Origin of the sequence: Gordonia amarae NBRC 15530 (genome assembly GCF_000241345.1) — a bacterium.
Taxonomy (GTDB): Bacteria; Actinomycetota; Actinomycetes; order Mycobacteriales; family Mycobacteriaceae; genus Gordonia; species Gordonia amarae.
Genome location: NZ_BAED01000040.1, coordinates 52,221 through 75,226, shown reverse-complemented (window position 1 = coordinate 75,226; position 23,006 = coordinate 52,221). Strand labels below are relative to the sequence as shown.

Annotated in this window: 24 protein-coding genes and 1 pseudogene; 14 read left to right on the top strand and 11 right to left on the bottom strand. The window is 69.5% G+C overall.

Going from position 1 to position 23,006, the window contains the following annotated elements; all coding sequences use genetic code 11:
- Positions 1-99 precede the first annotated feature (99 nt).
- Positions 100-1,905, bottom strand: coding sequence for an AMP-dependent synthetase/ligase (locus tag GOAMR_RS10665; protein ID WP_005186912.1), 1,806 nt, complete (start codon positions 1,903-1,905; stop codon positions 100-102).
- Between the two features lie 178 nt (positions 1,906-2,083).
- Here GOAMR_RS10665 and GOAMR_RS10660 point away from each other — a divergent pair, with 178 nt between their 5' ends.
- The 8 genes from GOAMR_RS10660 (at position 2,084) to GOAMR_RS10625 (ending at position 8,811) form a co-directional block, all read left to right on the top strand.
- Positions 2,084-2,509, top strand: a complete 426-nt coding sequence (locus GOAMR_RS10660) for a hypothetical protein (protein WP_005186909.1) — start codon at positions 2,084-2,086, stop codon at positions 2,507-2,509.
- Positions 2,509-2,946, top strand: a complete 438-nt coding sequence (locus GOAMR_RS10655) for an SRPBCC family protein (RefSeq protein ID WP_005186906.1) — start codon at positions 2,509-2,511, stop codon at positions 2,944-2,946. The genes GOAMR_RS10660 and GOAMR_RS10655 overlap by 1 nt, the downstream gene beginning before the upstream one ends.
- A gap of 20 nt (positions 2,947-2,966) precedes the next feature.
- Positions 2,967-4,217, top strand: coding sequence for an ArsA family ATPase (locus tag GOAMR_RS10650; RefSeq protein ID WP_040514952.1), 1,251 nt, complete (start codon positions 2,967-2,969; stop codon positions 4,215-4,217).
- 261 nt (positions 4,218-4,478) lie between these two features.
- Positions 4,479-4,997, top strand: a complete 519-nt coding sequence (locus GOAMR_RS10645) for a hypothetical protein (protein WP_005186901.1) — start codon at positions 4,479-4,481, stop codon at positions 4,995-4,997.
- The gene (locus GOAMR_RS10640) at positions 4,997-6,019 is read left to right on the top strand and encodes an ROK family protein (protein ID WP_005186898.1); all 1,023 of its coding nucleotides are present in this window, start codon (positions 4,997-4,999) and stop codon (positions 6,017-6,019) included. The genes GOAMR_RS10645 and GOAMR_RS10640 overlap by 1 nt, the downstream gene beginning before the upstream one ends.
- 85 nt (positions 6,020-6,104) lie before the next feature.
- Positions 6,105-6,842 (top strand): lysophospholipid acyltransferase family protein, encoded by a 738-nt coding sequence (locus tag GOAMR_RS10635; RefSeq protein ID WP_005186895.1) that lies wholly within the window; start codon positions 6,105-6,107, stop codon positions 6,840-6,842.
- Between the two features lie 10 nt (positions 6,843-6,852).
- On the top strand, positions 6,853-7,344 hold the full coding sequence (locus tag GOAMR_RS10630; RefSeq protein ID WP_005186893.1) for a polyadenylate-specific 3'-exoribonuclease AS: 492 nt from the start codon (positions 6,853-6,855) through the stop codon (positions 7,342-7,344).
- Between the two features lie 75 nt (positions 7,345-7,419).
- Positions 7,420-8,811 (top strand): class II 3-deoxy-7-phosphoheptulonate synthase, encoded by a 1,392-nt coding sequence (locus GOAMR_RS10625; RefSeq protein WP_005186891.1) that lies wholly within the window; start codon positions 7,420-7,422, stop codon positions 8,809-8,811.
- Positions 8,812-8,879: 68 nt separating this feature from the next.
- Here the strand turns inward: GOAMR_RS10625 and GOAMR_RS10620 are convergent, their stop codons facing one another.
- On the bottom strand, positions 8,880-10,193 hold the full coding sequence (locus GOAMR_RS10620) for a protein kinase domain-containing protein (protein WP_373278774.1): 1,314 nt from the start codon (positions 10,191-10,193) through the stop codon (positions 8,880-8,882).
- Between GOAMR_RS10620 and GOAMR_RS10615 the strand changes: the two genes are divergently transcribed.
- Positions 10,187-10,555 (top strand): Rv2175c family DNA-binding protein, encoded by a 369-nt coding sequence (locus GOAMR_RS10615; RefSeq protein WP_040514951.1) that lies wholly within the window; start codon positions 10,187-10,189, stop codon positions 10,553-10,555. The two genes, GOAMR_RS10620 and GOAMR_RS10615, sit on opposite strands and share 7 nt — an antisense overlap.
- Positions 10,556-10,720: 165 nt before the next feature.
- Here GOAMR_RS10615 and GOAMR_RS10610 read toward each other — a convergent pair whose 3' ends face one another.
- From GOAMR_RS10610 to GOAMR_RS10595, 4 genes are all read right to left on the bottom strand, one after another.
- Positions 10,721-11,671 carry a phytoene/squalene synthase family protein gene (locus tag GOAMR_RS10610; RefSeq protein WP_005186888.1) on the bottom strand — a complete coding sequence of 317 codons (951 nt, stop codon included), beginning with the start codon at positions 11,669-11,671 and terminating at the stop codon, positions 10,721-10,723.
- A complete protein-coding gene (locus tag GOAMR_RS10605; protein WP_244427385.1) occupies positions 11,668-13,152 on the bottom strand; it encodes an alpha-(1->6)-mannopyranosyltransferase A in 1,485 nt (494 codons plus the stop codon). The genes GOAMR_RS10610 and GOAMR_RS10605 overlap by 4 nt, the downstream gene beginning before the upstream one ends.
- A gap of 65 nt (positions 13,153-13,217) precedes the next feature.
- On the bottom strand, positions 13,218-14,756 hold the full coding sequence (locus tag GOAMR_RS10600) for a phytoene desaturase family protein (protein ID WP_005186884.1): 1,539 nt from the start codon (positions 14,754-14,756) through the stop codon (positions 13,218-13,220).
- A complete protein-coding gene (locus tag GOAMR_RS10595) occupies positions 14,753-15,901 on the bottom strand; it encodes a polyprenyl synthetase family protein (RefSeq protein WP_005186882.1) in 1,149 nt (382 codons plus the stop codon). The genes GOAMR_RS10600 and GOAMR_RS10595 overlap by 4 nt, the downstream gene beginning before the upstream one ends.
- A gap of 60 nt (positions 15,902-15,961) precedes the next feature.
- Between GOAMR_RS10595 and GOAMR_RS10590 the strand changes: the two genes are divergently transcribed.
- On the top strand, positions 15,962-16,912 hold the full coding sequence (locus tag GOAMR_RS10590; RefSeq protein WP_040514950.1) for a methylenetetrahydrofolate reductase: 951 nt from the start codon (positions 15,962-15,964) through the stop codon (positions 16,910-16,912).
- Positions 16,913-16,949: 37 nt separating this feature from the next.
- Here GOAMR_RS10590 and GOAMR_RS10585 read toward each other — a convergent pair whose 3' ends face one another.
- Together GOAMR_RS10585 and GOAMR_RS10580 are read right to left on the bottom strand one after the other, a co-directional pair.
- Positions 16,950-18,149 carry a benzoate/H(+) symporter BenE family transporter gene (locus GOAMR_RS10585; RefSeq protein WP_005186874.1) on the bottom strand — a complete coding sequence of 400 codons (1,200 nt, stop codon included), beginning with the start codon at positions 18,147-18,149 and terminating at the stop codon, positions 16,950-16,952.
- Positions 18,146-19,054, bottom strand: coding sequence for an LppM family (lipo)protein (locus GOAMR_RS10580; protein WP_005186871.1), 909 nt, complete (start codon positions 19,052-19,054; stop codon positions 18,146-18,148). Before GOAMR_RS10580 ends, GOAMR_RS10585 begins: the two co-directional genes overlap by 4 nt.
- Between GOAMR_RS10580 and GOAMR_RS25880 the strand changes: the two are divergent.
- A pseudogene (locus GOAMR_RS25880) lies at positions 18,992-19,192 on the top strand (hypothetical protein); the annotation flags it as partial. The gene GOAMR_RS10580 and the pseudogene GOAMR_RS25880 sit on opposite strands and share 63 nt — an antisense overlap.
- On the opposite strand, the gene GOAMR_RS25550 reads toward GOAMR_RS25880, so the two are convergent.
- Positions 19,106-19,462, bottom strand: coding sequence for a hypothetical protein (locus GOAMR_RS25550; protein ID WP_005186868.1), 357 nt, complete (start codon positions 19,460-19,462; stop codon positions 19,106-19,108). The pseudogene GOAMR_RS25880 and the gene GOAMR_RS25550 sit on opposite strands and share 87 nt — an antisense overlap.
- A gap of 58 nt (positions 19,463-19,520) precedes the next feature.
- Between GOAMR_RS25550 and GOAMR_RS25340 the strand changes: the two genes are divergently transcribed.
- Complete coding sequence (locus GOAMR_RS25340; protein WP_005186864.1) at positions 19,521-19,784, top strand: hypothetical protein; 264 nt, start codon at positions 19,521-19,523, stop codon at positions 19,782-19,784.
- Between the two features lie 7 nt (positions 19,785-19,791).
- Here GOAMR_RS25340 and GOAMR_RS25335 read toward each other — a convergent pair whose 3' ends face one another.
- Together GOAMR_RS25335 and GOAMR_RS10560 are read right to left on the bottom strand one after the other, a co-directional pair.
- Positions 19,792-20,586: a hypothetical protein gene (locus GOAMR_RS25335; RefSeq protein ID WP_005186862.1), complete on the bottom strand. Its 795-nt coding sequence runs from the start codon at positions 20,584-20,586 to the stop codon at positions 19,792-19,794.
- Between the two features lie 140 nt (positions 20,587-20,726).
- Positions 20,727-21,386 (bottom strand): GNAT family N-acetyltransferase, encoded by a 660-nt coding sequence (locus tag GOAMR_RS10560; RefSeq protein ID WP_005186859.1) that lies wholly within the window; start codon positions 21,384-21,386, stop codon positions 20,727-20,729.
- 349 nt (positions 21,387-21,735) lie between these two features.
- Here GOAMR_RS10560 and GOAMR_RS10555 point away from each other — a divergent pair, with 349 nt between their 5' ends.
- Both GOAMR_RS10555 and GOAMR_RS10550 read left to right on the top strand, forming a co-directional pair.
- On the top strand, positions 21,736-22,194 hold the full coding sequence (locus tag GOAMR_RS10555) for an SAV_6107 family HEPN domain-containing protein (RefSeq protein WP_005186852.1): 459 nt from the start codon (positions 21,736-21,738) through the stop codon (positions 22,192-22,194).
- A gap of 231 nt (positions 22,195-22,425) precedes the next feature.
- Positions 22,426-22,833 carry an SCO2097 family morphological protein gene (locus GOAMR_RS10550; RefSeq protein WP_005186849.1) on the top strand — a complete coding sequence of 136 codons (408 nt, stop codon included), beginning with the start codon at positions 22,426-22,428 and terminating at the stop codon, positions 22,831-22,833.
- Positions 22,834-23,006: the final 173 nt, after the last annotated feature.

Here is a 23,006-nt window from a genome sequence, read left to right as displayed (position 1 = left end):
ACCCGGCTCACTCGTCAGTCCAGAACACGACAGCCCTTCAGACCGTTGTACTGCGCCCGCTCGCAGGCTCGTGAATCGCGGCCGATAGTCGTGGGTGCGCTAATTCTTCTTATAAATGGCTTCGATGTCGGCGCTGAACTTCTCGGTGACGACGTTGCGCTTGACCTTGAGGGTGGGGGTCATCTCGCCGGATTCCTCGCTGAAATCGGTGGGCAGGATCCGGAACTTCTTGATCGCCTCGGCGTGCGAGACCGTCAGGTTGGCCTCGTCGACCGCGGCCTGGATCTCGGCACGCAGGTCGGGGTCGTCGGCGAGGTCCGCGACGGTCGCGTCGGCCGCCTTGCCGGTGCGTTCCTTCCACGACGGAAACACCTCGGCGTCGATGGTGACGAGAGCACCGACGAACGGTTTGGCCTCACCCACGACGAGTGCCTGCGATACCAGCGCCGACGCCCGGATCACGTCTTCGAGGCCCGACGGCGAGACGTTCTTGCCGCCGGCGGTGACGATGAGTTCCTTCTTGCGGCCGGTGATCTTGAGGAAGCCCTCGTCGTCGATGGTGCCGATGTCGCCGGTGTGGAACCAGCCGTCCTCGACGGCGGCCTCGGTGGCTGTCGGGTTGTTCCAGTAGCCGTCGAACACGACACCGCCGTGCAGCATGATCTCACCGTCGTCGGCGATGCGGGCACTGTTGCCCGGCAGCGGCCTGCCGACGGTGCCGATCTTCGTCGCTCCGGGGGTGTTGACGCTGAAGGCCGCGGTGGTCTCGGTCAGGCCGTAGCCCTCGTACACCGGGATGCCGACGCCGCTGAAGAAGTGACCGAGGCGTGCGCCGAGCGGGGCACCGCCGGAGATCGCCATCTCGCACTGACCGCCGAGCGCGGTGCGCAGCTTGCTGTAGACGAGTTTGTCGAAGACGGTGTGCTTGAGCTTGAGGACGAGGCTCGCGCCGCCGTTCTGCTGTGCGTCGGAGAAGGCGATCGCGGTGTCGGCGGCGAGGTCGAAGATCTTGCCCTTGCCGCCGTCGTGGGCACCCTGGCGGGCGGTGTTGAACACCTTCTCGAAGACGCGTGGCACGGACAGGATCGCCGACGGCCGGAAGTTGCCGAACTCGGGCACCAGGTTCTTGATGTCGGAGGTGAAACCGACCGCGGCGCCACCGTCGATGGCCACCAGGGTGATGGCGTGCGCGAGAACGTGTGCCAGCGGCAGGAACATCAGCAGCCGCTTGCCGGGTTCGAGTTTCTCGCCGATACCGGTCGACAGTGCGGCGCGGCACTCCGAGAGCAGGTTGGAGTGGGTGAGCACGCAGCCCTTCGGCCGTCCGGTGGTGCCGGAGGTGTAGATGAGTACGCTGGGGGAGTCCGCGCGTACCGTCGCGCGTCGCGCGGCGACCTCGTCGTCACTGACGTCCGCGCCGAGCGCTGCCAGCTCCTCGATGGCACCGGGGCCGTCGCCTCCGGTGATCTGGAAGGCACGCACACCGGCGGCCGACGGGGCGACGTCGAACTCGGCGCGGTGGCCCGCGTCTTCGAGGACGATGGTGGTGGCCCCGGAGTCGGTGAGGATCCACTCGATCTGGGTGGCCGATGACGAATCGTAGATCGGGACCGGAACGCCGCCCGCGGTCCAGATGGCGACGTCGATGAGCATCCATTCGAGGCGGGTGCGGCTCAGGATGGCCACCCGGTCACCGGGCTGGACACCGGCCGCGATGAATCCCTTTGCCAGCGCGGTGATCCGGGCGGCGACGTCGGATGCCGACACCGGCACCCACTGGGTGCCGCGTTTGTCGAGGAAGACCGCCTGGCCGGGGGATCGTGCAGCGATGTCGAAGATGATGTCGGTGCAGTTCGCGTCGCCGGCGATCGTGAAATCGGCGGGAACGCTGTATTCGGTGGTCAAGGGGGGCCTTTCTTCACGGTGCCGTGCCGGTCATCTCGAATCGTAACCCTATGATCCATGTCACCGAACTCGCTGTGTACTTGTGAATAGAACCAGTCGACCTCGATCTCCCTGTATCGGGTGTACCGGGCATAACCCTCAACTTGGCGAGGTGTCTACCCGGTCGGTGAGGGGATATGTGAAGCTATGGGGTGTGACGAGCATTCAGGTGGCGGACCAGACGTTTGTCGCCGCAGCCCCCGGATCCGCGGCCGATGTGGTCGGTGACAAGGCGTCGTGGCGACGCTGGTGGCCGGATCTGCGGCTGGAGGTCGTGGAGGACCGCGGCGCGCAGGGCGTGCGGTGGAAGATCTCGGGACCGGTGACCGGCACGATGGAGATCTGGTGCGAGTCGGTCCTCGACGGATTCGTCCTGCACTACTTTCTCCACGCCGAGCCCGTTGAGGCGCTGCCCGCCGATCCCGGTGCGCTCATGGATCTGCTCGCCGACCTCAACAAGGCCCGGCGGGTGGCGGGCAAGATCATGTCGTTCGAGGTCAAGGACCGGCTCGAACGGGGCCGCGAGGTCGGCTCCCCGGCCACCCCGTGGTCCGGAGCGGCCTAATGGCCGACAGGACCGAGCAGTCCGTCGTCATCGGCGCCGATCCGGATCGGATCATGGCGGTGATCTCGGACTTCCCGCGCTATCCCGAGTGGGTGTCGGCGGCGCGTACGGTCGAGGTCCTGCAGACCCTTCCCGACGGGCGGGCCGCGCAGGTCCGGTTCGAACTGGATGCCGGTGTCCTGCAGGACACCTACGTCCTGGCCTATGAGTGGGCCGCCGGCGGCACCGAGGTGTCGTGGCGCCTGGTGAGCAGCGACCTGCAGCGCGATCAGCGCGGCCGGTACGTGCTCAGCCAGCAGGTTCCCGGTTCCACCAAGGTCACCTACGAGCTGATGGTCGACCTCCTGGTCCCGATGATCGGGCAGCTCAAACGCCGGGCGGAGAAGGCGATCACCGACATCGCGCTCAACGAGTTGAAGAAGAGGGTTGAAGGCTGATCGATCTGACGCCCATCCACATCGTCCTCGGTCCGGCGGGGTCCGGTGTGTCCTCGGTGGCCACCGCCGGCGTACTCGGCCTGGCCCATGCGGGGTCCGGGCGTCCGGGCGGCAGGCGATCCGCCGGGTCGCCGGTGCTGCGGCCGGTCAACGGTGACGACGACACGCTGCTGATCACCCTCGACCGGCTGTCCCGGACCGCGCAGCGGCTGGGCGTCTTCCGGCGCCCCAATGAGGTCGTCCCGGTGTCCGACGGACTGTACCTGCTGTCACTGGACCGGTTGGCACTGCTGGAGGAGACCTGGGCGCAGTTCAGCGCGATCCTGTCCGATGCGACCGCCCGCTCGGCGATCAAACTCCCCGGGGTGGGCGTCGTCGCGGGTGTCGATCCGGGCGAGCTGGTCCAGCTACCCGGCATCGAGGACTTCTTGCTGCTTCGGCGGGTTCGCGACGAGGCGACCTCCGGACGCTGGCGGCGGATTGTGCTCGACTGTTCCGGCGCGGGCGATCCGATGGTGTTCCTGCGGGCACCGTCGGTGCTGCACCAGATCATCAACAGGCTCTGGCCCCGGCATCTGCGCATCGCCGCGGCAGCCGAACGTCCTGTGCTGGCGCAACTTTCGGCAGCGGTCGACGCGATTGACACCGACTGTCTGGATGTGGCCGAGCTGATCTGCGACCCGACGAGTGCGGCGGTGACGCTGGTGGTGACCGCCGACGATCGGGGTGCCGATCTACTGGAGTCCTCGCTGGCGACCATCGACCTGATGGGCCTGGCGCTGCGCTCGGTGGTGATCAACCGCACCGGACTCGGAGCAACCGGGGACGAGGGTCCCGGCACCGGGCCGGACCCGGTGGTCGCCGGGATCCGCGAGGTCCTGGCCGCCGACGAATCCGACGGCGTGCGGGTGTATGAGGTGGCGACCGCCCCCACCCCGCTCGACCGGCCCGCCCGTCTGCGCAAACTCGGTGTCACGCTCGATGAGCCGTCGGGTGTCGGTCAGGGATCGTCGACGGCGAAGGTCGGCACGCTGTCCGGCACCGGACTGGACTCCCGCTTTGAGCTGGTCTGGCGCCAGCGCCTGCCCGACCCGGATACCCTGCGGCTGGGCCGCGCCGACGACGATCTGCTGGTCACCATCGACGGTTTCCGTTATCCGGTGCGGCTGCCATCGGTGCTGCGGCGCTGCGACGCGGTCGACGCCCAGTGGGACGATGACCGATTACGCGTCGTCTTCGCTCCCGATCCGGCGGTGTGGCCGGTCAGATAACCCTTCTGCCGGTCGCGGTTTCGCCGTGCGGGAGCGGCTCGCGGTGTAGCGTGTTCACACCGGTCGGGGGCACGCGATCACCAGGCGGTTCGTTCCCACGGACCGGGGACACATAATATGCCGACCACAAGGACCCAGACAGGGTCACTGCAGACAGGGACACTGCAGACAGGGCACCGCAACCCCGACTTCGGTGTCGGCGCACAGACATCTGGGGAACCCGGGAACCCCGGCCGGACACGTGAGGAATCGCGAGAGACGATGACCAGCAACGGTGAGGACGCCGGGGGAACCCACCAGAGCTCCTCGGCCGGTGATGCGGCCGGCGGGACGGACGTCGTCCGCGAGCTACTGCTCAGTCTGGCGGCCAACATCGACACCATCGCGTCCGTGTTCGCCCCACCCGGACACCCCGCCGCGCGCCCGGCGGCCGCAGCCCCCGGTACCACCGACACCGCGTCCGGTGCCACAGGCTTCTCACCCGGAACGGCCGCGTTCGCCGCGGGCGCACCCGGCGCCGGCGACCGGCTCGGCGCCCAGGTCCCGATCGGGGAGTATCTCGCCGAGGCATCGGGAGAGATCGCGCAGTTGCTGGTGGAACTCGGCGATCTGCTCGCCCGACTCCTGACCGCGCTGATCGCCGTCCTCGAGGCCGTGGTGCGGGCGCTGCAATCGGCGCAGGCACAGCCACAGGCGTCGGCGCGGGCGCACACCGCGTACGCGCCGATCTCGGTACGCATCGATCGTGGCGGGCGGGCCGGCTCGCCGGAGGAGAAGTGATGACGGCCCTGACGATCGGTATCGACATCGGCGGCACCAGCGTCCGTGCCTCGGTGGTCGACGACAAGGGCGCGATGCTCGACACGCTGCGCGCGGCCACCCCGCAGACGGCCGACGCGCTCGAACACTGCCTCGACAGGCTGGTGGGCGAACTGGTGTCGCGATGGGCGGTCAAGGCGGTCGGCCTGGCCATCGCCGGCTTTCTCACCCGGGACCGACAGATCGTCAGGTTCGCGCCGCACCTGCCGTGGCGCGAGGCGGCGGTGGCCGCGGACATGTCCGCGAGGATCGGGCTGCCGGTGTTCACCGAACACGACGCCAACGCCGCGGCCGTCGCCGAGTTCCGGTACGGCGCGGCCGCTCGCGGCCACAATTCGCTGGTGCTGGCGATCGGCACCGGGATCGGCGCCGGCCTGATCCTCGACGGAGAGATCTACCGGGGAAGTTTCGGGGTGGCCCCGGAGCTGGGCCATCTGACGATCGTGCCCGGGGGCCGCCGGTGCTCGTGCGGCAAGGCCGGCTGCTGGGAACGGTATTGCAGCGGAACCGCACTCGTCGACACCGTCATCGAGCTGCTGGCCGACGGCGACTGGGGCCGCAGCGCGCTCGCCGCCGACGTCGCCGCGGACCCTGGTTCGCTGACAGGCAGGCGGGTCGCGCGGGCCGCCGCCGACGGTGACGCCGTCGCCGTGGCCGCCTACTCGCAACTCGCGCTGTCGCTGGGGCAGGGGCTGGCCATGATCGCCGACATCTTCGACCCGGACCTGATCGTGCTGGCCGGCGGTGTGGGCGCCTCGTCGGGCCTGTTCCTCGACGAGGCGCGCGAACACTACGCCCGGCTGGTGACCGGCGCCGGATACCGGCAGCTGGCCAGGATCCGGGGCACCCAGCTCGGCGAGGCCGCGGGCGTCATCGGGGCGGCGGAGGTCGCCCGGCAGGGGATCGGGGCCACCGACCCGCGGTTCGTCACCGTGGCCGCCCCGACGCCGGTCCGCACCCTCGGCGAACCGGGCTCGCCATAGGGTGGCGGACGTCGCCGGGTGACCGGGTCCGGCGGCGGGTAATGTTTCGGGGGTTGGTACGGCGCGGCGACAGGGAGCACGGGGAATGTGGTACTACCTCTTCAAATACGTCTTTCTGGGCCCGATTCTGCGTGTCCTCGGACGGCCGCGGGTCGAGGGCCTGGAGAACATCCCCGACAACGGCCCGGCCATTCTCGCCAGCAATCACCTCGCGGTGATGGACAGCTTCTTCCTCCCTCTGATGGTGCGGCGCAGGATCTACTTCCTCGCCAAGAGCGAGTACTTCACCGGAACCGGCCTCAAGGGCGGCTTCCAGAAGTGGTTCTTCACCGCGGTGGGGCAGATCCCCATCGACCGTTCGGGTGCCGAGGCGGCTGCGGGCGCGCTCACCGCCGCCCGCCGTCAGCTGGAGAAGGGCGAGCTGATGGGTATGTACCCGGAGGGCACCCGGTCACCCGACGGCCGGCTCTATAAGGGCAAGACGGGCCTGGCCCGGATCGCGCTCGACGCCGGGGTGCCGGTGATCCCGGTCGCAATGATCAACACGCACAAGCTCAACCCGCCCGGATCGATCCTGCCGCGGCCCGCGAAGATCGTTGTGAAAGTCGGTAAGCCGCTGGACTTCTCGCGTTACGACGGGCTGCAGGGGAATCGCTTCATCGAGCGCGCGATCACCGACGAGATCATGTACAGCCTGATGGAGCTGTCCGGACAGCAGTATGTCGACGTCTATGCCGCGTCGCTGAAAAACAAGCCGGCGCAGCCAGATTCGTCTCCCGACGGTGGCGGCGACGGCCGGGGCAGTACCCCGGCGGCGGCGTGACACCCGCGGCATGAGGTTCTTCTACGATACGGAGTTCATCGAGGACGGCAGCACTATCGACCTGGTCTCGGTCGGCGTCGTCGCTGAGGATGGCCGCGAGTTCTATGCGGTGTCAACCGAATTCGATCCTGGCCGGGCCGGTGATTGGGTCCGTGCCAACGTGCTGCCCAAGCTGCCGTCGCCATCGTCGAAGGCGTGGCGGTCGCGCCGCGCCATCCGCGACGACCTGCTCGACTTCCTCACCGCCGACGGCTCGGACATCGAACTGTGGGCCTGGATCGGCGCCTACGACCACGTCGCGATCTGTCAGCTGTGGGGCAGCATGACCGCGCTGCCGCGGCCGATGCCGCGGTTCACCCGTGAACTCAAACAGCACTGGGAATCGGCGGGGAAGCCCGCTCTGCCGCCGGCGCCCGACGACGCGCACGACGCCCTCAGCGATGCCCGCCACAACCTGCGCCGCTGGGAGGCCATCGAGGCCGCCGGCTACGCCGGCCGCTGACCACGCCGGATTCGTCACGTTCCGCCGGTAAACCCGGTGGCCGGGCGGCCAGGACAGGTCGTCTACCCTTGTCTGGTGGTGAACTGGACCGTAGACGTTCCTATTGACGAGCTTCCCGAGCTGCCCCCGCTTCCCGGGGACCTGCAGGCGCGTTTCGACGACGCGATCAGCCGTCCGGCCCTGCAGCAGCCGAGCTGGCCGCAGGACGAGGCGCGCAAGATACGCACCGTGCTCGAGAGCGCGCCCCCGATCTGCATGCCGGCCGAGGTCGAATCGCTGTCCGCGCAGCTCGCCGAGGTCGCCGAGGGCCGCGCCTTCCTGTTGCAGGGCGGCGACTGCGCCGAAACCTTCGCCGCCAACACCGAGCCCCACATCAAGGCCAACATCCGCACCCTGCTGCAGATGGCCGTCGCCCTCACCTACGGCGCCAGTGTCCCCGTGGTCAAGTTGGCCCGCATCGCCGGACAGTATGCCAAGCCGCGCTCGGCCAACACCGACTCGCTCGGCCTGCTTTCCTACCGCGGAGACATGGTCAACGGCTTCGAACCCGATGAGCGCGCCCGGGTGCACGATCCGTCGCGACTGGTCCGGGCCTACGCCAACGCCGCCGCCGCGATGAACCTGGTGCGCGCGCTGACCAGTTCCGAGGCGGACCTCTACCGGGTCCACGACTGGAACCGCGAGTTCGTCCGCACCTCCCCGGCCGGTGCCCGGTACGAGGCCCTGGCCGCCGAGATCGACCGCGGACTGCGGTTCATGGACGCCTGCGGTGTCACCGATTCGAGCCTCAAGAGCGCGGCCATCTTCGCCTCCCACGAAGCGCTCGTCATCGACTACGAACGGGCGATGTTGCGCCTGGCCGACCACCCCAAGGGCGACGAGCCGCTGCTCTACGACCTGTCGGCGCACTTCCTGTGGGTCGGTGAGCGGACCCGGCAGCTCGACGGCGCGCACATCGCGTTCGCCGAACTCATCGCCAACCCCATCGGGGTGAAGATCGGGCCCACCACCACCCCCGAAGAGGCCGTCGAGTACGTCAAGAAGCTCGACCCGCACAACACCCCCGGCCGCCTCACCCTCGTCGCCCGGATGGGCAACGGCAAGGTGCGCGAGGTGCTGCCCCCCATCGTCGCAGCCGTCGAGGCCACCGGCCATAAGGTGATCTGGCAGTGCGATCCGATGCACGGCAACACCCACGAGTCTTCGACCGGCTACAAGACCCGTCACTTCGACCGCATCGTCGACGAGGTGCAGGGCTTCTTCGAGGTCCACCGGGCCCTCGGCAGCCACCCCGGCGGCGTGCACGTCGAACTCACCGGAGAAGACGTCACCGAATGCCTCGGCGGCGCCCAGGACATCTCGGACGTCGACCTCGCCGGCCGGTACGAGACCGCCTGCGACCCCCGGCTGAACACGCAGCAGTCGCTGGAACTGGCGTTCCTCGTCGCGGAGATGCTGCGCGGCTGAATCCGGGCCCCCACTCGCTTCACCCACCGCCCGCCGCCCGCGTCACCACCGCGGGTGGCGGGCGGACTTCAGTGGAACAGGCCGCCCCCGACCCACCAGCCGATACCGCCCACACCGAGCGCACACAGCACCACCGCGATCAGCCACATCGCTGTGGCCAGCGCCGATGCTCCCTCATCGAGCTGTGCCAGAGGGCTGGCGGGTTCGGCGTCGCGGGTACCTGCGGCTCCCGCCGGGGCGTCGTCAGGCGTTGCCTGCTCCGGTTGAGGTTCCCCGGTTCCGCGCGCGGCCGCATCGGGAAACGCCGCCGGCATCGACCGCGGATCGGCCGCCGGGCCGTCGCCGGGCCGCCCGGCCACCGCCGCCACACCGGGGGCGAGGCGGGCAGCGGACAACCCCGACGGGGCGTGCGGTTGCGTCTGTACCGCACGATTGCGCGCCACGATCATGCGCTCGGCCGACCGGCGTGGCGCGGGCACCGTGAACGGTGGCAGATCGAGCTCGTCGGCCATCGTCAGAATCGCTTCCTGCATGGCGAAACCGTCCGGATAGCGATTGGCTGGAGCGCGTTCGGTGGCCCGCAACACGATCTCGTCGAGCTCCGGCGGCACCCCGGTGATCACATCGCCCGGTGCCGGCACGTCATAGGTGAGCCGCTGATAGGCGAGCGACAGCGGTGTGTCACCCCGGAACGGTGTCCGGCCCGTCAGCATCTCGAAGATCATCACGCCCATCGAGTACACATCGCTGCGCGCATCCGCCGTCGTCGACTCCACCTGCTCCGGCGACAGATACGCCGCAGTCCCCAGGATCACGCTCGCCGACGTCACACCCGCCTCGGCAACCGCCCGCACCAACCCGAAATCGGCGACCTTCACCTCGCCGGCGTCGGAGATCAGCACGTTCTCCGGCTTCACATCGCGATGCACCAGACCCGCCCGGTGCGCCGTCCCCAGCGCACCCAGCACCGGATCGGCCACCGCCACCACCGCATGCGGCGGCATCGGGCCGCGTTCGCGCAGCAACTCGCGCAGACTGCCGCCCTCCACCAGCTCCATCACCAGGAACGCGGTCCCGGCGTCGACACTCTGGTCGTATACCGCGACCAGCCCCGGATGCCGCAACCCGGCAACCGCGCGGGCCTCGAACTCGAAGCGGCGCAAGAACAGTGAATCGGCCCCGTACCGCGCGTCCATCACCTTGATGGCCACCGCCCGGCCCAGACGCAGATCCAGGCCCAGATACACGGCCGACATCCCGCCCCGGGCAATCAACGCATCGATGCGATACCGGCCCTCCAGGGATGTGCCGATAAGCGGATCAGGGGAAGCTGTCACAGGGGAAGAATCTACCGGTGGCACGGTATCCTCGTGCTGTGGCATCACTACCGTTGACCGCGGACACCGCCCTGCCGGACGGAACCGACACCCTCACCGTCGACCAGGTCGCCAAACACCTCGGCGTCTCCGCGGGCCGGGTCCGCACCCTCATCCGCGACCACAACCTGTTCGCGGTATCCCATTCGGGCGAACCCGCCATCCCCGCGCTGTTCATGGACGACGCCGGCATCGCCAAGCACTACACCGGCCTCGTCCACATCCTCCTCGACGGTGGTTTCAGCCGCGACGAGGCCATGCACTGGATGTTCACCACCATCGACGACCTCGGCATGCACCCCGCCGAAGCGCTGCACACCCACTCCGCCCGCGAGGTGATGAGACGCGCCCAGGCCCTCGCGCTGTGACATGGCGACCGCTCCGCGGATCGCGGGTCCTGCGGGCCAGGAGTCGTGTTCTTCCCTCGTCGCACTCGGTCGCACGCTCCCTCGCGCTCCTCAGTCCAGAACACGACGGCCCTCCGGACCGTAGTTCTGCGCCCGCTCGCTGCGCTCGCGGATCGCGGTGTTTGGTTATCGGGTAAGTAGGGCCGATGCTCCGACCCTGAGTTTGCGGGGAGTGGGGACGACGGCGCGGGTCGACATCACGTCGTAGCCGGAACGTTCGATCTCGCAGAGGATCTCGGCGTAGGCGGCCGCGGCGACGGCGATTGCCGGACGCGCCCGGCGGGGGAGCAGGGCGATACCGGGCCGGGCTTGCCGGTAGATGTCGCGGTTGACCGCGATCAGATGCGCCAGTGCCCGCCGCAACTCCGGTGATGTCGTGCGGGAGGCGTGGCAGTGCCGCAGATGCTCCTCGTCGACAGCGAAGGCCTGCAGTTCGTCCAGCGGAAGGTAGATGCGGTCACGGGCCAGGTCCTCGGCCACATCCCGCAGAAAATTCGTCAGCTGGAAGGCGTCGCCGAGCGCACGGGCCGCCGTGGTGACCCGTGCGTCGGGGGTGCTGACCCCGAGGATCGGGAGCATCTGCTCGCCGATGATCGCCGCCGAACCGTCGGTGTAGTCCGCCAGATCGGCCAGGGTGCGATACCGGTTGCGGAACAGCGGGGAACCGGGAGCGTCCATCCTCATCGAGCGCAGGAACGCATCGAATGTGCGCACCGGGATGCCGAACCTGTGGACCGTGTCGGCGAGGGCGGCGACGATCTCGGCCAACGGATCGCCGACACCGCCCTGCTCGGGTGATCCCGGCTCCATCGCCTGGTCCAGCAGGGCCTCGGCACGGTCCAGTTCGGCCAGCCGATCGCCGTCGCCGGGGGCGTCGACGATGTCATCGACGTAGCGGGCGAAACCGTAGAGCGCGTATACCGCGCGCCGGTTGTCCTGCGGCAGAAGCGATGCCGCCAGGTGATAGGTGCGGCCGTGCCGGGCGGTGAGTTCGGCACCGCGACGATAGCCGCGTTCGGCCGCGCCCGACGCCGGGCGACCTCTCATGCCGCTGCCGTTCATGTCGCTGCCGTTCATGTCGCTGCCGTGGGCGGGGAGGTGCGCACGATCCGGCCCAGCCGCAGCGGATCGCGGTGGGTCAGCGACACCGCGGCGAGAGCGGAAACTGCCAGCGCCAGAATCAGGTACGGCGGACGGTAGAACCAGATCGAATCGTCGGGCTGGAACGCCACCAGCATGAACGTCGACACTCCCACCACCGTCATCCGCATCCGGTCGGACAAGGTGAGCGCCGCCGCCAGGCACAGCGCCCACGTGTAGTACCAGGGCAGCGTCGACGGTTCCAGGAGCAGCACCGCCAGCATCGCCAGGACCATCCCGGTCACCGCGGAGCGTTCGTCGTGGCGGCCCCACCACCACAGGCCCACCAGGATCAGCGCCAGACAGACCGAGCCGATGCCGCGGGTGACCGGCAGCACCTCCTGCAGGTTCAGCGCGGTGAACGGCGCGGCAACCCAGGTCACCACGTGCCCGACCGCGGTCGGGATGGTGAACCAGTTGATGATCCGGTCGGCCCAGCTCAGACCGTGCAGCCAACCGACCCCGAGGCCCAGGACCAGCGTCGACGCACCGAAGACGGCGCCGGGGACCGCCGCGACGGCGGCGAACGCCCGCACCCGGTCTGAACCTGACGCGCCGGGGGCCGTCCTGGTTGTGTCGGCGGACTCGCGTTCAGGCCGGATGTGCGACAACCAGATCCACACCACGAACGGGACCGCGATACCCGCGGTGACCTTGATCGACACGGCGACCCCCAGTACCGCCAGACCCGCGATGTGCCTGCCCTGCAGGGCGAGCACCACGCCGGCGACCAGCACCCCCATCATCAGCAGTTCCACGTGCGGGCCGCCGATCAGATGGATCAGCACCATCGGGTTGAACAGCACCAGCCACAGTCCTGACTGCGGTGACGCTCCGAAATGTGTTGCCAGGCGCGGGATCGCCCACAGCGCCAGGAACAAGCCCGGCAGCAGTACCAGCCGCATCGCCAGCACCCCGAGGATCACGTGGTCGCCGGTGATCTCGACGACGGCCCGGCCGAGTCCCATGAACAGTGGCCCGTACGGGGCGGTGGTGGCGGTCCACACCTGCGCCATGCTGTCCAGGAGCGGCCCCGGGTAGTGCGCCGGGCCGTCGGTGTATGGATTGAAACCCTCACGCAGAAGGGCGGATTGGGCGAGGTAGGCGTACACGTCGCGGCTGTACAGCGGCGCGGCCACCACCAGCGGCGCCGCCCACAGCAGTGCCGCGCGCCGCAGCGACCGCACACTGAGGGCGTCGTCCTCCGTGGTGTTCCCGATGTCCTCTGTGCCGATGTCCCCTGTGCCGATGTCCCCTGTGCCGTACCGGATTCGCCTGCCCAGGCGTATCCACGCAAACACCATCGCACCGACGCCGGCCCAGAACACGATCGACGACAACGTCTTTCCGTGCCCGTACGACACCCACGCCCATCCCGAATCCGTCACCACCGGCGAGTTGCGGGGCAGATCGCCCATCCCGAAACTCCCCAGGCACACCAGCGCGGACCCGAGCGCACCGAGGTACAGGATCCGGGCGGTGCTCACCGGCGGTCCCAGGATTCGAGGACCCGGGCCGCTGCGAGGCGACCGGAGAGGAGAACCGGGGGGATCCCCACCCCGGGGATGGTGGCCGAGCCGGCCAGCAACAGATTCGGCAGCGACGGCCACTTGTTGGGGGTGCGCAGCGGACCGGTCTGCGTCAGCGTGTGCGCGGCGCCGAACGGGGTGCCCGCGGGTAGTCCGGCCTCGGCCCAGGTATGGGGCGTATCGACCCGGGCGATGTCCAGACGGTGGGCGATGCCGGCGAAGCCACGGCCATCCAGGGTGCGCAGGCATTCGGCGACGTACGGGCCGGTGATCGCCTCCCACGCCAGGTTCGCGGTATCCAGGTTGGGACACGGCGCCAGCACCGACACGGCCTCCACCTGCCCCGACGCACCGTCGGCGGTGTACCCGGCGGGGTCGGAGAAGGCGGGCCGGGTGATCAGGAATGACGGATCCCGCATCAGCCTGCCGGGCCGCCGGGTCAGATCCTCGAACGTCTCCGCCCACGCCGCACCGAAGCTCAGGGTGTGGTGATGGCCGGGCCAGGTTTCGGTCACCGACCGGGGGACGGTCCCGTGCACCACGACCGCGCTGGGGGAGTACCGCACCCGGCGCCAGCGCGGTCCGCGCGGCATCCGGCGGCCCAGCAGCGTCGCGACCGTGGGCGGCGCAATCGTAGCGACCACGGCGTCGGCGGCGATGAACTCACCGCCCGCGACCACACCGCTCACAGCGCCGCCGTCGGTGACGATCCGGGACACAGCCGTGGACAGCCGCAGCACACCGCCCGCCTCGACCAGCGCCTCGGCCAGCACCGCGCCGACCCGGCCGATCCCGCCCCGCGGATGGCTCAGCCCCCGGCCGATGTCCATCTGCGCGATCACCTCGTAGATGGCGGCGGCCCGCTGCGGCGGCACACCCGCATAAAGTGCCTGGAAGGTGAACAGCCGCTGTAGTCGTTCGTCAGAGAGGAACGAGGACACCTTCGAGGACATGCTGGCGAGTCCGCCCAGCCGGATCAGCGTCGCCGCGTCGGTGAGGGTGCGCCGATCGGCGAGGTCACCCGGCCGGTGGAAGTTGCGGTCGATGAAGGTCCCGAACTCGGCGTCGTACAGCCGCTGAAGCCAACCGAACAACTGCCGGGTACCCGCGGCCTCGCGATCCCCGAGCCGTGCGGCGATCTCCGCCTCGATGGCCTCGGCGCCCCGCGGCAGCGTCAGCTCGGAGCCGTCGGCGAACGTCGCCACATAGGTGGGGTCCACGGGCACCAGATCCAGCCGCCGCCACGCGTCGTCGGCGGGAATCCCCACCTCACCGAGGGATTCGACGATCAGTTCCGGCATCGTGAGCACCGTGGCGCCGGTGTCGTAGAGCGGCCCGTCCGCGAGTGTTTCGGTGCGGACCAGACCGCCCGGGGCGGCGTCGCGTTCGACGACCGTGACGCGGTATCCCGCGCCCCGCAGCCGCAGCGCCGCGGTCAGCCCGGACAGCCCGGCCCCGACGATCACCGCATGGCGGTCCTCGCGGGCCGTCACCGCTGCCGGTGCCCGAGACGATGTCCCAGGGCGGACAATTCGGCGCGTACCGAATCGTCGGTGTTCAGCGCGGTGATCGTGGCCTGGGCGCGCTCGCCGAGATGGTCGATGCGCTGCTCCATGTCGGCGACCGCACCGACGTCGACGAGGATCTCCCGGGCCCGGGCCAATTCCTCCGCCGAGAGTTCGCGGCCGATGAGACCGCGCAGTTCGCCGCCCACCGCGGCCCCCGCGCGGTTGAGCCCGACCGCGATCAGCGCGGTGCGCTTTCCGGCGACCAGGTCGTCGCCGGACGGCTTGCCGGTCTGTTCGGGGTCGCCGAACACACCGAGAAGGTCATCGCGCAGCTGGAAGGCGATTCCGAGGTCGTGTCCGATGCTGCGCAGGGCGTTGATCAGTTCCACCGACCCGCCGGCCAGGGTGGCGCCGAGTTCGAGCGGCCGGGCCACCGTGTAGGCGGCGGTCTTGAACTCCATCACCCGGTAGGCCGCGCTGACCGATTCGTTGCCGCGGCTCTCGTTGACCACGTCGAGGATCTGGCCGCCGAGCACCTCGGTGCGCATCGCCGCCCACACCGCACCCGCCCGGCGGGCCGCGCCGCGCCGCAACGGTCCGGCGGGCATCTCCTCGGCGACACCGACGCCGTGGAACAGGTCGTCGGCCCACGACAGCGCGAGATCGCCGATGAGGATCGCCCCCGCCACCCCGAACGCGGCGGGACTTCCCGACCAGCCCGCGTCGGCGTGCGTCGACTCGAGTTCCCGATGGATGGTCGGCCGGCCGCGACGGGTGTCGGAGCGGTCGATGATGTCGTCGTGGACAAGGGCGCAGGCCTGGATCAGTTCGATCGCCGCACCCGCCCGCAGCGCCTCGGCCGGATTGTCGCCGTCACCGGGCCGCAACCGGTCCCGCTCGGAGACACCGCACCGCCAGCCCGCGTACACTAGCGTCGGCCGGATCCGCTTGCCGCCGTTCATGGTGAACTCGCGCAGCATCGTCGCGGCCTCGCCGACCACCGGGTCGATGGCCGCGGCATGCGGGAACACCCGGCCGAAGAAGTCATCGAGGACGCCGCCGACGGCAGCCGGGACGTCGTCGAGGCCGGACGGTATGGCGAATTGATCTACCGGGTGCGCGGAGGTCACGGCTATCAGGCTAGCCGTCCGGTCCGGCGGACATTCCGGACCGTTCCGTATGATGTCCCGGTGACCACCAATTCGACGTCCCCCTCCATTGTGGATCGGTTGTCGGCGCCGCATCGTGGCCGGATCCCGTTCTCGGTCGAGTTCATGCCGCCGCGCGACGCCGAGGGCGAGGAGCGGCTGTGGCGTGCCGTACGCACCTTCGAGCGCCTCGGTCCGGCCTTCGTGTCGATGACCTACGGCGCCGGTGGTTCGACCCGGGACCGCACCGTGCGGATCACCGGCCAACTCGCGGCGGAGACCACGCTGCTGCCCGTTGCCCACCTGACCGCCGTCAACCACAGCATCGACGAACTGCGGTCGCTGGTGGGCGCGTACGCGGCGCAGGGCATCACCAACATCCTCGCGCTGCGTGGTGACCCGCCCGGCGACCCGCTGGGTGAGTGGGTCAGGCACCCGAGGGGGCTCACCTACGCAGAGGAACTGGTCCGGCTGATCCGCGACCTGGGTGACTTCCACGTCGGCGTCGCCTCGTTCCCCGAGGGACATCACCGCGCACCCGACCTCCGGCAGGACACCCAGGCACTGGTCAGCAAGCTGCGCGCCGGTGCCGAGTACTCGATAACCCAGGTCTTCTTCGACGTCGAGCACTACCTGCGGCTGCGTGACCGGCTGGCCGCGGCCGATCCGGAGCAGGCGGCCAAACCGCTGATCCCCGGCATCATGCCGATCACCTCGCTGGCCAGTGTGCGCAAGATGGTGTCGCTGTCGGGGTCGGTGATCCCGGTCGACGTCGAGGCCCGCCTGGCCGCGGCCGCCGGCACCGGAGACCAGGAGGACCGGGCGGCCGTGCGCGCGGTCGGTATCGACCTGGCCACCGAGTGGGCGGAGCGGCTCATCGCCGAGGGCGCCCCCTGCCTGCACTTCTGCAGCCTCAACTTCGCCAAGGCCAGCACCGAGGTCCTGGCCCGCCTCGGCGTCGACGTCACCGCCGCAGTCCCGGCGACGACTTAGAGTTCGGCGACCGCTTCGTGGGTCCTGCCTGCGGCGCTCAGCGGGCTTTCGAGCCGGCGCCGAGAACGCCGTAGACCACCAGGCCGGCGATCAGGGCCCAGAATGATGAACTGATCCCGGCGAGGGTGGTGCCCGAGGCGGCGACGACGAAGGTGACGACGGCAGCAGTGCGGCAGTCGACGGCCCGGGCCACCGTGTCGTCGGCGAGCGCGGAGCGCAGCGACGAGCCGAGCGTGCCCAGCAGACCCAGGCCGGCGACGGTGGCGATGATCTCGGTCGGTGCCACCGACAGGAAACTGATCAGGGCGCTGGTGGTGATTCCGAGGACCAGGTACGACAGGCCCAGGGTCACCGAGGTGCGCCACCGCTGTGCGGGATCGGGGTGGGACTCGTCGGATGCGGGCAGGGCCGCGGTGATGGCGGCCAGGTTGACCGCGTGGGCGCCGAACGGCGCCGCCGCCGCGCTCGCCACGCCCGTCGCGGTGAGCGCCGGCCGCCACGGGACGGTGTATCCGTACGAGCTCATGATGGCGACGCCGGGCACGTTCTGCGCCGCCATGGTGACGATGTACAGCGGGACCGCGATGCTGACGACCGCGGACCAGGTCACCGAGGGCATGGTGGGCCCGGCCTCGGGGAGCCAGTGGATCACCGGCACGTCACCGGTGATCGCGTCATAGGCGACCACCACCATCGCCGTGACGAAGGCCGCGACGATCGCCCAGCGCGGGGAAAGTGCGAACGTCACCAGCCACACCACCAGGATCGGGACGACCTGCGCGGGGAACTCGGCGACCGCCGACACGGGCGTCAGGCACAGGTCGAGCAGGATGCCCGCCAGCATGGCCTGCGCGATGGGGGCGGGGATGGCGGCCACCAGCCTGCCGAGCAGCGGCCACATCCCGGTCAGCACCACCAGCAGCGCCGCGATGATGAACGCGCCGACCGCGGCGGACCAGCCACCGGTGATCTGTCCGGCGCTCACCAGGACCGCCGCCCCGGGTGTGGACCAGGCGATGGTGAGCGGCATCCGGTACCGGCTGCTCAGCGTCAGGCTGACGACGCCGATGGCGAAGCAGAGCGCGACCAGGCCGGTGGCCGCATGCCGACGGTCCGCGCCGACGGTCTGCAGGCCGGTGAGGACCACCGCGAAGGTGCTGGTGTACCCGATGAGGGCGGCGGCGATGCCGGTGATGACCGATTGTGAGGTGTGAGAACGCTGGTGAGGCGCGGTCACCGGGTGCCCGTCGACCGGGTGCCGGTCGATCCGGCCGCGGACGGTGCGGGCCTGCCGGGCCGGGGCGCGGTGCTGCGCGAACGGTACGCGAGCAGCACAACGGCGCCGACGGTGAGCAGACAGATGAGGCCGAAGAAGGCCGACCAGCTCGGCAGCGCCGCCGTGGCGGGGTCGGCGTACTCGGCGTCGGCGGTGAAGTCGGCGCCCTTGCCGACGGTCGGGGACCAGGTGACCGAGGCGTCGCTGAGCTGCTCACCGTTGGTCGCGCTGATCGGCCCGCCGAAGGTGATGTTGAGTTCCAGGTAGTCGCGGCTCGGCAGCAGCCCGGTCAGGTCTGCGGTGCCCCGGAAGCGGACGATATCGTCGCGCCGGGTCGCCGACAGGTCGACGCTGACGCCGGTGTCGCCGAACGAGTCGGCGATGACATTGCTCAGCTGCGCCAGCTGTCCCATGGTGAGGTCCACGAACGACGCCTTGGTGCCGGCCAGCCGCAGCTTCGCCGACGGGTTCTTGTCGTCGTCGCTCGCGGCGGAGCCGGTGTCCTGCTTGGGGTCCTGGCTGAACTCGGACACGCTGACCTGGTCGGCCATCGAGTCGGGGACGTCGAGTTGCGGTGTACCGGCCGGATTGTCGGGGGAGGAGGCGGCGACGATGGAACCGGAGAAACGATCACCGACCGTGGTGGACCGCTCCAGGCACCCCGTCAGCAACGGCGAACACATCAGCAGCGCGGCGAGCGCGACTACGGCGACGATCCGTCTGGGAGTCCGAGGCGGGGTGCTCGTGCGGGATGCCGAAGCGCCGGCGACGGCGCTGGATGCGGTGACGGTACCGGGGGACAGGTGCACCCGATCATCGTGCCAGATGCGCCCGTGGTCCGTACCCAGGCGCCCGGGGGCGGTCATCGGCTTCGTTGCGCCGGGCCGGTGCCGCTGGCAGCATCGTCGGCTGTGACGCTAGTGTTCGCGCACCGCGGCGGCGCCGACCACGGTGGACGGGAGAACTCCTCGGCCGCGTTCGCTCGGGCCCTGCGGGCCGGCGTTCAGCTCGAGTCGGATATCCGGCTCTCGCGCGACGGCGAACCGGTCCTCATCCACGATGTGGTCCGCCTGATCGAGGGGGTGCCGGTGGCACCGGCGCTGTTGTCGGCCGACGCGCTCGGGTCCGTCGGGGTGCTCCGGCTTGCCGACCTGTACCGCATGTTCGGCACCGCGTTCGAGCTGAGCCTCGACGTGAAGGTGGTCGATGCGGCGTTGCCGGCGATCGAGGTGGCGCGGGCCGCGGGTGCGGTGGAACGGATGTGGCTCGTACATGAGGACCGGGGCCTGTTGCGCTCACTCCGCGCCCACGAACCGGCGGTCCGGCTGGTGCATGAGGCCACCGAGCGCATCCGGCGCGGCGGGTTTCGATCACGATCACTACCTGGACTCGCTGGCCGCAGACCGGATCGACGCGCAGAACTCGCCCCCGGAGGGGTGGACCGCCGACGCGGTGGCGGCGGCGCACACGCGCGGGATCCTGGCGTTCGGGTCGCTGCTCAACGACAACGCTCGTCTGTCGCGGGCCGCGACGCTGGGCCTGGACGCCGTCTACACCGACGAGATCGCCATGGCGGCGGCCGTCTTCGGCCGGTGACCGCGGGTCAGTCGTCGGTGAGGGACTTCTCGATCAGGGTGATCTGGTCCTCGGCCGAATCGGAGTCGGCGACGATGTCCACGAACGGGCGGATGCGCCCCGCCCCGTCGACGATGTCGGCGACCTCGACCCTGGTCTCCCGCGGGAGGCGCCCGATCTGCAGGGCGTGGGTGTACGCCAGGTCGAAGGTGTCGTCGGCGGTCACGCCGAACTTCGGTTTCACGGTGGGGGCGTTGAGCTTCCCGACGACCTCCCGGGCGACCGCGACGGCCTTGCCACAGCGCGGATCCTTCGGTTCGACGGCCTCCGGGTCGTCGTTGGACACGGCCGCCACGACCACCGAATCGTCGGCGTAGGTCACCGCGGCGCAGGCCGGGGCGTTGCGGAAGCGGTACTTGTCGATGTTGGAGCCCTGGTCGTTGCCCACCCACTCGGCGACCGAGCGCGGATAGAGCACCTGTGGCGGGGCGTCGAGCACCAGCAGGGTGACGGTCTCCTTCTCGTTGGTCGCCCGGCAACCGCGAGGCCCGCCTCCGCTCATCGACACGTCGGTCCACGTTCTGCTGTCGAAGCCGAGTTCACCCACACCCGTGGCGTTCAGGCCGGTGCACGGCTCGAAGTCGGTGCCGTCGTTGCTCGCGCTGACGCGGCCGTCGACGGGTTCGGGGATCTCGTCCTTCTCCTCCGAACATCCGGCCAGCAGGGCAGAGGCGAGAGCGGCCGCTGCGAGGATTCCCGCGCCGGCACGTGTTCGGCGGCGCGTCCTTCGCGCGGTTCCCGACGACGTCACGTCACGAAGCATCGGCCTCGATCGCCTTTCACGAGTGCTCCGCGGAGCGAATTGGGACACAGGCGGCTCGCAGAACGAACACAACTGCTAGAAACGGACACAGCAAGGTGTAAGGCTAGCATTACCTATACGATTGCTCGCCGGGGTCCGGCTCAGCGGCGGGCGGCGGGTTCCGTGGCGTCGAGCAGGGGGAGTGGCCGGCCGAGGAAGGCGAATGGCCGCGGGTCCCCGGCGAAGGTGAAATGGCGCAGGACGTCGGCGAAGCCCATCTGCCGATACAGTGACCACGCACGATTGGGGCCCGCCGGGTTCTCCGGTGTGGACAGCAGAACCGATGCCTCGGGGCGGTCGGCCAGCAGCCGGGTGAGCAGATGCCTGCCGATGCCGCCACCCTGTGCCGAGGGATGTACGTGCAGTTCGGTCAGCTCGAAGTAGTCGGCGGTGACCCGCTCGATGTACTCGGTGGGTGCGCCCGCGTGTCGGAGTCCTTGCCGCAGTTGCTGATTCCACCATTGGTCGCCCGCGCCACGGTAGCCGTAAGCAATGCCGACCAGGATCTCGTTGTCGGCCATCGCGACGGGTGCGCGCATCCGGCGTGCGACGGCCCACGGCGTCGCGGCCTCCTGCGGTGTCACCTTTGCGATGGCACCTACGGCGCGCCAGCCGGGGCGGGAGATGTGTTCGCGCCAGAGGGGGGCGCGATGGGCCTGCGTGCCGCTCGGATAGTTCATGGCGGTGACGTAGACGTCGAGCGCGGGCTCGAGCCAGATCCTGGAATCCTGCCCGAGGAGGTTGACGAGACGAACCGTCACGGTGTGGCGTCCTCTCCGGTCGCGACGTGGCCGCCGCACCTTGTCAGTGTGCGGATGTCTGGCTATATTGAATATGTCGAACGGGTGTTCGATGTTCTGGCCTCCGCAAGCCGCGCATCAGCTCCTCGACATCATGTCGCGCACGCGTCCGCGTCACAACACGGACGCAGGTCCATACGCGGTGCGTGCGCGGCGAATGCGGTGCGCGGTGTGGTGATGGGCGAGGGAAGCGCCGCATCACCACACCGCGCACGGCCACCGGCGTCCCGAGCCGAATGTCGTAACCGGCTGTGATGATGTGCCCGGTGGCCCAGCAAGGCCGGTGTTCCGGGTTCGAGGGAGGTGTGACATGCCTGGTAGGCAGGTGGTCATCGACCCTGTGATCGTCGACCGCGCACGGGGCATGCTCGAGAGGGCTCACATGTTGTTCGGCAACGCGGACGCGGTCCCCGACGCACCCGAGCGGTTCCGGCAGTACTACCTCGCGGCCCTGCGCGCGGCGGGTGCGGCGCTGGCTGTCTTCGAACCGCGGGTGGTCCCGGTCCGTGCGCGGCGTGGATCGCGGAGCGCGTGGAAGCGCATCGCCCTGGTGATTCCCGAGCTGGCCGGGGCCGCGCAGCGGATGGAGGACAGGTCATCTACGCGGATGAATATCGAGGCCGGGCTCACGCGCACCGTCGACGCCGGGGATCTCGAATCGTTGCGACGCGAGGTGCTGGATCTGTTCGACCGGGCCGAACGTCTCGTTGTGGCCTATGAGCAGGGCAAGCTGGCGCATCAACAGTCGGCGGGCATATATACTGCATGACGGCCGTGTTACCTCACGCGGATCCGGCCACGTCCCCGGACGTTCCCTGCCTCGCAGTCCACGAGAGCCGGTGGACATGCCTGGCGTGGTGGATGTGCTGATGTAGTTGTGGTCGTGGGGGCTATGACCTCGTATCATGGAATCGTACGGCCGCGTACATCAGGTCGCGGCATGACACTTCACCTCCGGGACGACTCGGGGGCGGACGATCAGCAGGAGTAAGGAGGGTCGGTGCCACTCTCGGAGCACGAGCAGCGGATGCTCGAAGAGATCGAGAACGCTCTGTATGCCGAAGACCCGAAGTTCGCGTCGAGCGTCAAGAGCCGGCGTCTCGGGAAAGCTGACGGACGGCGTCGGCTGCAGGCGTTCGCCGTGTTCGTGATCGGCCTGGTCCTGCTTGTCGGAGGCCTGGCGATCGGCCTCAAGGTGGGGGGTTTCCCGATCGTCAGCCTCATCGGCTTCCTGGTCATGTTCAGTGGTGGTCTGCTTGCTCTGTGGGGAGGTGGCCCGCCCTCCCGTGGCGCCGCCGGGCCGGCAAAGGGTAAAGGCGCCCGGGGCGGCCGATCTGGCAATCCCGGCAAGCGCAGCCTGTCGGTCCGCATGGAAGAACGCTTCAACCGGCGCTTCGAACAGGAATAGTCCGCCGCGACAACCCAGACAGTCACAGACTCGGCAGAGGCCGCACATCCCACCCGGATGTGCGGCCTCTGTCTTTGCGCCGCCTCTGTCGTTGCGCGGTCCCTTCAGTGTGGGCGACGGTTGTCTGTTTCTGCCCCGGTTTTCTGGGCGCCCCACCGGATCCTCCCCACATT